Source organism: Rhodovarius lipocyclicus, assembly GCF_009900765.1.
Lineage (GTDB): Bacteria > Pseudomonadota > Alphaproteobacteria > Acetobacterales > Acetobacteraceae > Rhodovarius > Rhodovarius lipocyclicus.
This window is the reverse complement of the sequence record NZ_JAAABL010000007.1, coordinates 47,306-59,573: the sequence shown is the minus strand read 5'-3', so window position 1 is coordinate 59,573 and position 12,268 is coordinate 47,306. Positions and strand designations below refer to the sequence as shown.

Genomic DNA, 12,268 nt, shown 5'->3' with positions numbered 1-12,268 from the left:
CACTCACTCTCCGTGATGGTGGGGGTTATTGCGCGAGCGGCGGCCTCTTCTGCGCCCAGGGGCGGGCTTCCTCGAAGGCGGCGGAGGCTTGCAGCACGCCCAGATCGTCGAAGCGGCGGCCCACGATCTGCAAGCCCACCGGCAGGCCGGCGGGGGTGAAGCCGCAAGGCACGCTGGCGGCCGGGCTGCCGGACCAGTTGAAGGGGTAGGAGAATTCCGCCCACATCAGCCAGTCCCATTCATGCTGCGGCCAATGGGCCGGTTGCAGCTTGTCGGCCGGGAAGGCCGCCACGCTGACGGCCGGCGTCAGCAGGAAGTCGTAGCCCTCCATGAATTCATGGATCTGCTGGATGTAGGCGAAGCGGCGCGCGCGCATCTGCATGAACTGCGGCGCGGTGAAGGTGGAGGCGTATTTGATCATCGCCACGAAGCCCGGGTCCATGCCGCTTTCGAACTCGGCCAGGCTCTCGATGCGGCTGGAGAAGGTGGCGGGCCAGAAGAAACGCGCCAGCTCCGGGCCCAGCGGCCCCCAGGCGGGCGTCACCTCCTCGACGATCGCGCCCATCTCCTCGAACACCTTCACGGCGGCCTCGGCCGCCTCGGCGATCTCGGGGTCCACCCGCGCATGGCCCAGGTCGCGCGACCAGGCGATGCGCTTGCCCTTCATGGAGGCGGCCTTGAGCTGGGAGGCGTAATCCTGCGGGGGGGCCTCCAGCGAGGTGAAGTCCCACGGGTGCGGGCCGGCCATGGCCTGGGTCATCAGCGCCGCGTCCTCCACGCTGCGGGTCAGCGGGCCCATATGGGTGGCGTTGTCGTTGTTGGAGACGGGCCAGTTGGGCACCCGCCCATGCGTCGGCTTCAGCCCATACACACCCGAGAAATGCGCGGGCATGCGGATCGACCCCGCCCCGTCCCCGCCCTGGTGCAGCGGCCCATAGCCGCAGGCGGCCGCGACCCCGGCACCGGAGGAGGACGCCCCCGCATTCAGCCCCTTGCCCCAGGGATTGTGCGTGATGCCCGAGATCGGCGCCTGGCTGACGCCCTTCCACCCCCATTCGGCGGCGGAGGTGGTCTTGCCCATCATCATCCCGCCCGCCGAGAGCAGGCGGCTGACGCAGGGGGCGTCCACATCCGGGATGGTGCCCTGCATGATGACGGTGGAGAAATCCGTCTGCACACCCTTCGTGTGCTGCAGATCCTTGATGGTGACGGGGATGCCTTCCAGCAGGCGGGGCGTGTCGCATTGCATGTACACCGCCTCCGACCGCCGGGCCGCTTCCAGCGCGTGGTCGGGGGTCAGGCGCATCATCGCGTTCACATTTGGCTCGATGCGCTCGATCCGGGCGAGAACCGCGCGGGCGACCTCCACCGGAGAGAGCTTGCGCGCCCGATACAGGGCGTGGAGTTCACCAACGCCCAGATAGCCGATCTCGTCGAAATCCATCGTCCACCTCGATGCCCGCCGACATATTCAAGGCGTTTTCATCGAGGTGGCAATGCAGCTTTTGGGGAGCGGCGCCCCGTCATCCCTGGGCCACCCGCCAATCCGTGAACTGCTTCGGCGGCACGGAGGCACTCCGGCCTCTCCGTTCGAGGTGAAACCGCCCGCCGAGAGCCATGGCCCGTGGGGCTACGACAAGCCACTCGCCGCCGTGCCGGCCGACCAGGCATGGCACACGCTGGAGGAAGGCGGCTGCCGCCTGCGGGAGTAGGGCTCGCCGGGGGAGGCAGCCCGGTTTCTCAGAAGCCGGGCGACGGGCTGAACGGCCGCGGCGCCTCCAGCACGGCGTGTGCTCCTCACGCGGGCGCTACTCGTCCAGCGGAAAGGCCGGCACGGTCGAGGCCGGGGCCCTCATCATCTCGGCACTGGGCACGCCGCGGTGCCGATCTCGTTGGTGGCCAGACGGGCCAAAGAAGCAATGGAACAGAAGACAGCCCAACCGACCTCGCGGCCCGCATAAAGTCAGGCGCCAAATCTCCGCTCCGTTCTCGTTGAAAGCGTAGTGGCCCTTATGGCCTCCAGAGACGATGCCGCCCGGCAGACGGTCTCAGCCGTGAGGCCAAGCTCGCGAACCCGCAGCCTTCGTCACTAGGGGCGAAAGTCGAAAAATTCTTTCATTTCAATGAGATATCAATGGCGGACAGGGTGGGATTCGAACCCACGATACGCTTTTGACGTATACGCACTTTCCAGGCGCGCGCCTTCGACCGCTCGGCCACCTGTCCGGCGGCGCCCTCATACGGCGAGATTCGCGACAGCACAAGCGCCAGGCGGCCTATAAGCCGGGTTCTGTCCTGTGGATAAACCACATGGATGACCATTCCTCTGGGATGCCTCTCGCGAGGCACCTCACGCGGCCAACCCGGGTGGCGGGGCGGATACCCCTGTGTGTTAACACTGCCACCCCTATTCGGCCTTGCTCCCGGTGGGGTTTGCCGTGCCGCCGCCGTTGCCGGCAGCGCGGTGCGCTCTTACCGCACCCTTTCACCCTGACCTGGGCAAGCCCAGGCGGTTTGCTTTCTGTGGCACTGTCCCTGAAGCGGGCCGAAGCCCACCCCGCCGGTCGTTAACCGGCACCGTCTATCCGTGGAGCCCGGACTTTCCTCCAGCCCGGAATCGCTTCCGGGCCAGCGGTCACCCAGCCGCCTGGCGGCCGCAATAGGCGCTTTACGCCTACCCCCGTCAAGCCGCCGCCGAGCCCTCCTCCGATTCGCACAGCGCCGCCACGGCCGAAAGCCGGGCCAGCGTCTCCGCATCGGCCAGCCCATCCACCAGCATCGGCCGCCAGTGCCGCTGAAAGGCCCGCAGCAGCACCGGCAGCGGCAGATCCGCCCGATACCCGATGCGCGCCAGCAGCGCGGCCGTGTCGGCGCCAGGGGCCGGGGGGATATGCGCGGGCCACAGCCCCACCCCTTGCTCGGCCAAGGCCTGCCATTCGAACATCTCGCCCGGGTCCTGCTTGCGGTCGGGGGCGATGTCGCTGTGCGCCACCACATTGCGCGCGGGGATCGGGTGCCGGCCCAGGATCTCCAGGCACAGGTCGGCCACCGCGGCCATCTGCAGCACCGGAAATGGCCGGTAGCCCCATTCATGCCCGGGGTTCACGATCTCGATCCCGATGCTGCGCCCGTTCAGCCCCTCATGCCCCCGCCAGAAGGATACCCCGGCATGCCAGGCGCGCCGCTCCTCCGGCACCAGGGCGAAGACGGTGCCGTCCTCCTCGACGAGGTAGTGGGAGGACACGCGCGCCTCCGGGTCCCGCAGCCGCTCCAGCGCCGCGCGGCCGCTCCGCATGCCGGTGTAGTGCAGCACCAGCATGTCCACCGGCTCGCCCGCCGGCCTCGCATCGTGGTTGGGGCTGGGGGCGGTGCGGATCACAGCTTGCGCTCCCGCTTGATGCGGTCCCAGGCGGCGTTGATCTCGGCCACCTTGTCGGCCGCGCGGCGCACCATGTCCGGCCCCGCCCCCCTGGAGGCGACGGCATCCGGATGGTTCTCCCGCACCAGGCGCCGCCAGGTGGCGCGCGCCTGCGCGTCCGTCGCCTCCCGCCCGATGCCCAGCACCCGATAGGGGTCGGGGCCCGTGGGCATGGGGCGGGGGCGCTCGGCGGTGGTGTCGCGCGCGCGCATCCAGGCCGGCGCGTCCAGCCCGAAGCCGATCTGCACCCGTTGCAAGAAGGCGACCTCCCCATTCGTCAGCGGGCCGTCGGCGCGGGCGATGCTGAACAGCGCGGCCAGCACATCCTCCAGCATCTCCCGCCGGTCGGCGAAGGCCTGGCCCATGCGGTCGGCGAAGGGCTCGTAGCCCTCCGCATCCTCCCGCGCGCGGTCGAACAGTTGGGCCACCTCGGCCATGTTCTCGGGCGGGATGCGGAACTGGCGCTTGAAGGTGTCGATCTCGATCCGCTTCACCGGCCCGTCGCATTTCGCCAGCTTGGCCGAGAGCACCACCACCCCCACGGCGAACAGTTGCTCGCGGCTGCCCAGCATGGCCGCCAGCTGCGCCGGGTTCTGGCCCAGTCGCCCGGCCCCGCTGTCGGCCGCATGGCCCATCGCGGCCCCCACCAGCGCGCCGATCGGCCCGCCGGTCAGGAAGCCGGTGAAGCCCCCGATGATCTTGCCCCAGAAACTCAAACCCGAACCTTCCTTGCTGGCCCCGCAGTCTAGCATGGGCGCGCCCGATTGACGGCACACCCCTTGCGCGGGCGTCCACCAGCCTTCAAAGGCAAAGATGAGCGATGTGGCAGGCAAGACAATGGGCGCCGGCGTGAACAGCCTCGACAGGCAGCCGGAAATCGTCGTGACCCACCCGGGCGCGCCGGCGTGATCCGGCGGCTGCTGCCCGCTGTCGCCCTGCTGCTGGCGCTGGCCACCGGGGCGCTGCTGCTGCTGCCCGCCCGCATCGACTGGGACCGCTACCGCCCCGCCCTCGCCGAACACGCGGGTGAGCGCCTGGGCCGGCGCATCGCCATCAACGGCGCGCTGCGCCTGCGCTTCCTGCCGGAGACGGTGCTGGAAGCCGATGGCATCGAGGTCGGCCTTTCCGGCGACGAGGTGGAGCTGACGGCCGCCGCCCTGCGCCTGCGGCTCGACCCCTGGCACCTGCTGCTCGGCCGCATCTCGGTGCGGGAGGTGACGCTGGTCGGCGCCGATATCCGCCTGCCCTGGCCGCCCTCGCGCCTGCCCACCCTGCGCCCCCTCGGCAGCCTGACGGCCCTGGATGCCCGGCTGGAGGACAGCCGCGTCAGCATCTCCGGCGTCACGGTCGAGGGTGTCTCCGCCCGGCTGCTGGCCGGCGGGCCCACCGATGCGCTCTCGGCCGAGGGCCGCTTCGCCTGGCGCGGCCAGCCGGTGGCGTTCTCCGCCACGCTGGGCCGGGCGGGGGATGATGGGGTGGCGCCCTTCGACCTCTCCACCCAGCTTGGCGCCGCCCGGCTTTCCACCCGTGGCGTGCTGCTGGCCGAGGGAGGCTATGAAGGCCGGCTGGAGGCGAGCGGGCCGGACCTCTCGGCCCTGCTGCCCACGCCCCCCGGCGCCTTCACCGCCCAGGCCCGGCTGACCGCCACCGCCGAATTGCTGGCGGCGGACCAGCTGCAACTGGTGCTGGCCGGGCAGCAGGCGCGCGGCGGCATCTCCCTGCGCTACGCGCCCACGCTGCGGCTGGATGCCTCGTTGCTCGCCTCCAGCTATGAGCTGGATGCCTGGGAGCAGGCGTTCCGGCGCGGCGGGGGCACGGCGCTGCCGGTCTCCATCGACCTGTCGGCCGAATCGGCCACCCTGCGCGGCGTGCGGCTGCGGCAGCTGCGGGTGGGGGTGCAACTGGAACAGGGGCGCATCCTGGTGCCCGATGGCCGGGCCGAGCTGCCGGGCGACATGAAGATCGCCATCTCCGGCGCCGGCACCGCCGATGCCAGCGAATGGCGCATTTCCCTCGACGGCCCGCGCGCGGAGGCGCTGAACCCGCTGCTGCCGGCGCTCGGCATCGCCATCCCCGGGCTTTCCCTGCCGGAGGCCCCGCTGCGCGGCACGCTGCGCCTCTCCCTCGATGCCCGGCAGGCGGCGCTGAACGAGATGGCGCTGACGCTGGATGGCCAGCCCGTGCGCGGCGGGGCCACCTGGCGCTGGGGCGCGCGCCCCTTCCTGGGCGCGGGGCTGGAGCTGGGGCGGCTGGAGGTGGAGCGCTGGGCCGGTGGCCTTGCGGCCCTGCCGGTGCTGGACCTGGAGCTGCGCCTGTCCGCCGCCACCGCCCGCTGGGCCGGCCGCGAATTCGAGAATCTGAGCATCGATGGCTCCGCCACCGCGGGCCGGGTGTTGCTGCGCCGCCTGCGCGCCCGCCATGCCGGGGCGGAGATCACGGCGGCCGCCAACCTCACCCTCTCGCCCTTCCGCGTGCAGGAGGCGACGCTGGAGCTGGAAGGCGGGCAGTTGGCCGCCCTGCTGGGCACCGCCCCCGCCGCCCTGCCGCTGGGCAGCGCCCCGGTGCGGCTGCGCGCCAGCGTCTCGGGCCCGGTGGAGCAATTGGCCCTGCGCGCGGAGGCGGAGGTCGAGGATGCCCGCGCCGAGGCCCAGGCGACGCTGGACGCGCGCGAAAGCCGCGCCCAGGGCACCATGACCCTGCGCCACCCCGGCGCCGCGCGCTTCCTGGCCCCCTGGCTGACGCCCGCCATGGCCGAATGGATCAATGGCGGCAGCTTCGCGCTGATCGCCAATCTGGGGCTGCGGGGCGGCAATGTCTCGGCCGAGAGCATCGACATCGTGGCTGGCCAGCAGCGCGCGCGTGGCGCGCTGGGGCTGAACCTGGCGGGCGACCGCCCGCGCCTGACCGGCCAGCTGGCCGCCGAGACCCTGCGCCTGCCGGAGCGCACCAGCCTGCCTGACATCTCCGCCCTGCGGCTGCTGGATGCCGAGCTGGCCTGGCGGGCGGAGCGGCTGGAGATCGGCGCGCTGCCCGCCATCGCCGAGGCCCGGGGCGGGCTGCGCCTGGATGCCGGGCGCCTGGCACTGGAACTGGCCGAGGGGCAGTTGCAGGGCGGCGCCCTGCGCGGGCTGCTGGAGGTCGATCCCTCCGAGGGGCTGCCGCGCCTGAACCTGACGCTGAACCTGGAGGGCTTCGCCCTGTCATCCCCCCTGCCGCCCACGCCGCCGCATGTGCTGGCGGGCACGGCGGATATGGCGCTGCGGCTTTCGGCGCGCGGGGCCGCGTTGGCCGCCTGGCGGTCCAGCCTGCAGGGGGAGGGGCAGGTCTCGTTGCGCGACGGCGTGGCGGGCGGGCTGGACATGGCGGCGCTGGCCGCGGGCATCGCCCTGCCGGAAACCCTGGCGGCGCAGCGCGCCATCCAGGCCGCGCTGGCGGGCGGCACCACGCCGTTCCAGCGGCTGCTGCTGCCCTTCACGGTGCAGGCGGGGCAGTTCAGCCTGCGCGGCGCCAGCATCGCGACGGAGGCGGGCGAGGCCCGGCTGTCCGGCGGGTTCGACCTGCCGCGCGGCGTGGGCGAATTGCGGGTGACCATCCCGCCGCCGGAAGGGCCCGAGATCGGGCTGTGGTTCAACGGCCGCCCGGGCGCGATGCAGCGCCTGGCGGAAGCCGCGCGCTATCTGCGCTGGCGGATCGAAAGGGAGCAGTGAATGGCTGACCGGCAGGGCGCGCTGACGCGCGCGGCGGAATTCTTCGACAGCGGCGCCTTCAAGGAACGGCTCGCGGGGCTGATCGCCTACCGCTCCACCAGCCAGGACCCCGGCCACGAGGCCGATCTGCGCGCCTATCTGGAGGAAGGCCTGGCCCCCTGGGTGCGCGGCATGGGCTTCGAGGTGACGGTGCATGAGAACCCGGTCCCCGGCCTCGGCCCCATCCTGACCGGCCTGCGCATCGAGGACCCGGCGCGGCCCACCATCATCCTGTATGGCCATGGCGACACGGTGCGCGGCCTGGCGGACCAGTGGTCCGACGGGATCGACCCCTGGGCGCTGACCGAGATCGACGGCAAGTGGTACGGCCGTGGCAGCGCCGACAACAAGGGCCAGCACGTGCTGAACCTGACCGCGCTGGAGGCCGTGCTGGCCGAGCGCGACGGCAAGCTCGGCTTCAACATCAAGCTGATCGTGGAAACCGCCGAGGAGCGCGGCAGCGGCGGGCTGAAGCAGTTCGTGGCCTCCCACACCGATCTTCTGGCCGCCGACGCGCTGATCGCCAGCGACGGCCCGCGCGTGGTGCCGGAGGTGCCGACCATCACCACCGGCACGCGCGGCACCTATCACTTCGACCTGGTGGTGAAGCTGCGCCCGGGCGGCGTGCACAGCGGCCATTGGGGCGGGCTGACCACCGACCCCGCCATCATCCTGGCCCATGCGCTGGCCAGCATGATGGACCGCAACGGCAAGGTGCTGGTGCGCGGCTTCCTGCCGAAATCCGTGCCCAACTCCGTCCGCATGCTGCTGGCCGACTGCCCGCTGGGCGGCGGCGGAGAGGCCGCGACCATCGACGAGGGCTGGGGCGAGCCCGGCCTTTCCCCCGCCGAGAAGATCTATGGCTGGAACAGCCTGATCGTGCTGGCCATGATCAGCGGCCGGCCGGAAAACCCGGTGAACGCCGTGGCCCCCGACGCCAGCGCCCATTGCCAGATCCGCTACACGGTGGACAGCGACCCGGCCGTCTTCGCCCCCGCGCTGCGCCTCCATCTGGATGAGCACGGCTTCCAGATGGTGGCGATCGAGAACGCGGCGATCCGCATGCCCGCCAGCCGCACCGCGCCCGATAACCCCTGGGTGCAGTTCGCCCGCGCCAGCATGGAACAGACGCTGGGCAAGAAGGTGCAGATCATCCCCAACAGCTCCGGCGGGTTGCCCGGGGATGTGTTCGTGGACCATCTGGGCGTGCCGCTGGTGTGGATTCCGCACAGCTACAGCGGCTGCAAGCAGCACGGGCCGGATGAGCACGCGATCCCGGAGATCCTGCGGGAAGGGCTGCTGGCCTTTACCGGTATCTGGTGGGATGCGGGGGAGAAGTAAGGAAAAGGCCGAGGGGCGCCGCCCCTCGGGCTCCCCGCAAAGGGTTGTAGCAACCCTTTGAACCCATGAATTGGCGCCTTGCCTTGGCAGGTGGGGCGAAATTTTTATTATTAATATCAATAAGAAACGCCTTGGCAGGACCGGCGCCAAACTGAAGGGGGCCAGGGGCCTTTCGGCTCCTGGCGGGGGAGCGCGAGGGGGCGGCGCCCCCTCGCTGTGCCTTCACAGGATCTTCGCCTCAAACGGCGGCAGCAGGTCCGGCGCCTCGAATTCCAGCACCCACAGGTCCGGGTCGCGCTTCACCTGCCGCTCGACATAGGCATTGGCCACCTCTTCCTCGACCGCGCCGGGGCCGGTGCCTCTGATCCAGGCCGGCCGGCCCGCGCCGTCGCGGGTCTGGGACAGCACGGAGGCCCCGGCCTGGTTGCGCAGCACGCACAGGAAGCCGCCGCTGTCGGGGTCGCCGCGCCGCAGCTGCATGGCGGGGCGGCCGGAGGAGTTCGAGAGGCGCAGGGCCATGCTGGCCCAGATCTCGGCCTTCACTTTGGGTTCCATGCCGCCATTCTGCCCTGCCGGCCCCCCGGTTGCCAGCGGCGCCGCGCCGCGCCAGAAGAAGCCACCCACCGCCCGCGACGGAGACAGGCAGCACATGGACGCGAAGCAGCTCACGGAAGGCCAGCGGGCCTATGAGGCCAAGCGCGCGGCCAAGGCCGGCATGACGCTGGAAAAATGGCTGGCCGAGAAGGAACGCCGCGCCAAGGCCGAAGCCGAGGCCGCCGTGGTGAAGACCGAGGCGCCGAAGAAGCCCGGCTTCTTCGCGCGGCTGCTGGAAAAGGCGCAGAAGCCGCTCTAAACCTGCAGGAACCAGTCCAGGATCGCGGCGCTTTCCTCCATCGGGTAGTTGTGCCCGAGCCCGGCCGTGATGTGGCATTCCACCCGGGCCCCCACCTGGCGCAGCAGTTGCGCCGCGCTCAGCGCCACATCGGGCGGGAACATCCAGTCCCGCGCGCCGTGCAGGATGCGGATGGGCAGGCCCTGGGTGTGCTCGGGGTTCATGGCCATGGTCAGCACCGGGTGGAAATTGGCGGCCACTGGCGCCAGGTGGCTGAAGGCCGGCTCGGCGGACAGGCCCAGGGAATAGGTGAAGCTGCCGCCGTCGCTCATGCCCGTCAGCAGGCGGCGGGCGGGGTCGAGGTTCCAGCGCGCGGAAACCTCCGCGATCATGCGCGCGATGTTGGGCCCGTCCAGCTCCGGCTCCAGGATGGACCAGGTGGCGCCGAGGGCGGTGGGGGCCAGCACCGCCACGCCCTGGCCGCGGGCGGCGCGCACCCAGTTCCACAGGAAGCGGGCCCCATCCCCATGGCCCCCATGCAGCGCCACCACCAGCGGCCAGGGGCGGGCGGCGTCATAATATTCGGGCACGTACAAGGAACAGGCGCCGCGCGTGCCGGCGGGGGCGTCCAGATGCATCACGCCAACCCCGTCGCGCCCTGGCGGGGCTGAGGCCAGCCGGGCGGCCAGGGCCGCGTCGTCCCGCAGGGCGGGCTCCAGGAAATACCGGCTGATGGCGGGCAGGAAGGCCGCGAGGGGGTAGATCGCCTCCATGGCGCGGGGCAGAGCGCGCAGGGCCCGCCAGGCCTCGGGCATGGTGGTGGCTTCGGCGAGCGCGGCCTGGCCTTCGGCCATCGCGGTCGCGGCGCGTTCCAGGCAATCGCGCACCGGGGCCCAACGATCGGGCCAGGCGAAGGCGCGGGAGGCCGCCAGGGCCAGGGGCAGGGCGGCATCCGGTGCGGGGGGCGCGAATTCCGCCGGGTGCAGGTGGCGGGCCTGGGTGGTCATCGCCTCCATCGCCCGCAGGGTGGCCGTGGTCAGGGCCGCGATCATGCCGGCCGGCGTGCTGTCCTGGTCCGGCATGCGCGTGTCCCCCCGGGCGGCATTATGCGGCCCTGGTCAGGGGTGTTGCGCCAGGGAATTCAGCCGCTTGCAGAAGATGGTGGAATCGGCGAGGCGCCCGTCGGGGGTCAGGCTGTGGTCGGGCACGCGCCCCACCTCGGCCCAGCCGCAGCGGCGATAGAGCAGTTCGCCCGCGCTGCCCGTTTCGGTATCCAGCAGCAGCAGGGTGCGGCCGGCGGCCAGGGCCGCGTCCTCCGCCATGCGCAGCAGGCGCTGCCCCAGCCCCTGCCGCCGCAGGGCGGAATGCACCAGCATCTTGCCGATCTCCGCCCGGTGGGGCGCGTTGGGCTGGTGGGCCAGGGTCAGCACCACGGTGCCGGCCAGCCGCCCGGCGGCCTCGGCCACGAACAGCTGGCGGCTGCCATCGGCCAGGCCCGGCAGCTGCCCGCGCCAGAACCCCGCCGCCTGCTCCATCGACAGCCCCGCCAGGAAATTGACCGAGGCCCCGTGCTCCACCGCATCGACCAGGATGGCGGCGAGTTCCGGCAGCCGGGCCTCGGCCTCCGGCGCGGGCAGGGGGCGGAGAGTGATGGTCATGCCCGGTTTCCCTTGGCGCTGATGATGACGGCGTAGCGCACGGGCCGCGCCGAGGGGTTGTGGAACAGGATAGGGCGGTCGAGGCGCATCATCAGGCAGTCGCCGGTCTCCAGCCGGGTCAGGCTGTCGCCCAGCGTCACCTCCAGCGTGCCGTCCAGCACCCAGATGTGCTGGTCCAGCCCCTCCAGCCGGTGGTTGTCGAACGCCACGCTGCCGCCCGGGGGGAATTCGACCTCCACGATATCGACGGCGGCGCCGGTGCCGGGCGGCGAGACGGCGCGGCGCAGGTAATGGCTGGCCGGGTCGCGCCAGACCGGCTGGTCCGCGCGGCGGGCGAGGGGGTTGGGCGGCGTCTCCGCCCCCGCGAACAGGGTGGAGAGGGTGATCCCCAGCCCCGCGCAGACCTTATTCAGCAATTGCGCCGTGGGGCTCGATTCCCCGCGCTCGATGCGGGAGAGCATGGCGCGGCTCACCTCCGCCAGCTCGGCCAGCCTGTCCAAGGACAGGCCGCGCGCGCCGCGCAATTCCCGGATGCGGGCGCCGATCTGCTGGTCGATGCTCATATGCGCATCGTATATTCCACTATATTGGAGTCAAGCGCCCCCGGAAGGGGCCCTTACAGCATCCGCATCAGCGTCCCGTCCTTGCGGATCGCGTGGTGATAGATCGCGCCGCAGACATGCGCCGCCAGCAGGAAGGGCGTCAGCCAGCCCAGCACCTGGTGGATCGAGTGCAGCACCCCGGCCAGGCCTTCCCGCGCCTCCATGAATTTCGGCAGGTCGATGATGCCCCAGAAGGCCGTGTCCCCCTGCTGCGGAAAGCCATAGGCATTGGTGGTGAAGAACCCCAGCAGCGGCTGCAGGATCAGCACCACGTACAGCGCGTGATGCGTGGCCGTGGCCGCCACCCGCAGCGGGCGCGGCAGGCTTTCCGGCAGGGGCGGGGGCGGGTTGACCCGCCGCCAGCCCAGCCGCGCGACGGACAGCAGCAGAATGGTCAGCCCCGCACTTTCGTGCAGGGTGTAGAACAGGTTCTTCGCGTCATCCTTCAGATGCGGAATGACCAGCCCGGTGGCCAGGGCCAGGCCCATCAGCGGCACGGTCACCCAATGGAAGATCTTGGCGATGGACCCGTAGTCGCCATCTGGATGGGATATGGACATGAGGCGCTCCCCGTTTGTTCGCGCTGCACGCTGATTGGTCTGCTCACCCGGGCAAACGCTATCACGCGCTGGCCCGGCGCGAAGGAAAATCGTGGCGGATCAGCGCCCCCG

General features: G+C 71.3%; 11 protein-coding genes, 1 tRNA gene and 1 other RNA gene. 3 read left to right on the top strand and 10 right to left on the bottom strand.

The genetic code is table 11. From position 1 onward, the window contains the following. Window positions 1-25: 25 nt before the first annotated feature. From GT007_RS08765 to GT007_RS08745, 5 genes are all read right to left on the bottom strand, one after another. The gene (locus GT007_RS08765; protein ID WP_160121227.1) at window positions 26-1,444 is read right to left on the bottom strand and encodes an amidase; all 1,419 of its coding nucleotides are present in this window, start codon (window positions 1,442-1,444) and stop codon (window positions 26-28) included. 691 nt (window positions 1,445-2,135) lie between these two features. Beyond that, window positions 2,136-2,226, bottom strand: a tRNA-Ser gene (locus GT007_RS08760). Between the two features lie 37 nt (window positions 2,227-2,263). Further along, window positions 2,264-2,651, bottom strand: an RNA gene (gene rnpB / locus GT007_RS08755) — RNase P RNA component class A. Between the two features lie 32 nt (window positions 2,652-2,683). Beyond that, a complete protein-coding gene (locus GT007_RS08750) occupies window positions 2,684-3,379 on the bottom strand; it encodes an N-acetylmuramoyl-L-alanine amidase (RefSeq protein ID WP_268894549.1) in 696 nt (231 codons plus the stop codon). After that, entirely contained in the window at window positions 3,376-4,134 is a 759-nt protein-coding gene (locus GT007_RS08745) for a TerB family tellurite resistance protein (RefSeq protein WP_160121226.1), read from the bottom strand. Before GT007_RS08745 ends, GT007_RS08750 begins: the two co-directional genes overlap by 4 nt. A 189-nt stretch (window positions 4,135-4,323) precedes the next feature. Here GT007_RS08745 and GT007_RS08740 point away from each other — a divergent pair, with 189 nt between their 5' ends. Further along, window positions 4,324-7,125 (top strand): AsmA family protein, encoded by a 2,802-nt coding sequence (locus GT007_RS08740; RefSeq protein ID WP_160121225.1) that lies wholly within the window; start codon window positions 4,324-4,326, stop codon window positions 7,123-7,125. Further along, complete coding sequence (locus GT007_RS08735) at window positions 7,126-8,505, top strand: M20/M25/M40 family metallo-hydrolase (RefSeq protein WP_160121224.1); 1,380 nt, start codon at window positions 7,126-7,128, stop codon at window positions 8,503-8,505. It abuts the gene before it with no gap. Between the two features lie 222 nt (window positions 8,506-8,727). Here GT007_RS08735 and GT007_RS08730 read toward each other — a convergent pair whose 3' ends face one another. Next, window positions 8,728-9,060 (bottom strand): DUF1491 family protein, encoded by a 333-nt coding sequence (locus tag GT007_RS08730; protein ID WP_160121223.1) that lies wholly within the window; start codon window positions 9,058-9,060, stop codon window positions 8,728-8,730. Window positions 9,061-9,154: 94 nt separating this feature from the next. On the opposite strand from GT007_RS08730, the gene GT007_RS08725 reads away from it, so the two are divergent. Further along, window positions 9,155-9,358, top strand: coding sequence for a hypothetical protein (locus GT007_RS08725; protein WP_160121222.1), 204 nt, complete (start codon window positions 9,155-9,157; stop codon window positions 9,356-9,358). Here the strand turns inward: GT007_RS08725 and GT007_RS08720 are convergent. The 4 genes from GT007_RS08720 to GT007_RS08705 are packed head-to-tail and all read right to left on the bottom strand — an operon-like array spanning window position 9,355 to window position 12,157. Beyond that, window positions 9,355-10,419, bottom strand: coding sequence for an alpha/beta hydrolase (locus GT007_RS08720; RefSeq protein WP_160121221.1), 1,065 nt, complete (start codon window positions 10,417-10,419; stop codon window positions 9,355-9,357). The genes GT007_RS08725 and GT007_RS08720 overlap by 4 nt on opposite strands. A 36-nt stretch (window positions 10,420-10,455) precedes the next feature. Continuing rightward, entirely contained in the window at window positions 10,456-10,995 is a 540-nt protein-coding gene (locus tag GT007_RS08715; RefSeq protein ID WP_160121220.1) for a GNAT family N-acetyltransferase, read from the bottom strand. Next, window positions 10,992-11,558, bottom strand: a complete 567-nt coding sequence (locus GT007_RS08710; protein WP_160121219.1) for a helix-turn-helix domain-containing protein — start codon at window positions 11,556-11,558, stop codon at window positions 10,992-10,994. The genes GT007_RS08715 and GT007_RS08710 overlap by 4 nt, the downstream gene beginning before the upstream one ends. Window positions 11,559-11,611: 53 nt before the next feature. Then, complete coding sequence (locus GT007_RS08705) at window positions 11,612-12,157, bottom strand: cytochrome b (protein WP_160121218.1); 546 nt, start codon at window positions 12,155-12,157, stop codon at window positions 11,612-11,614. Window positions 12,158-12,268 lie beyond the last annotated feature (111 nt).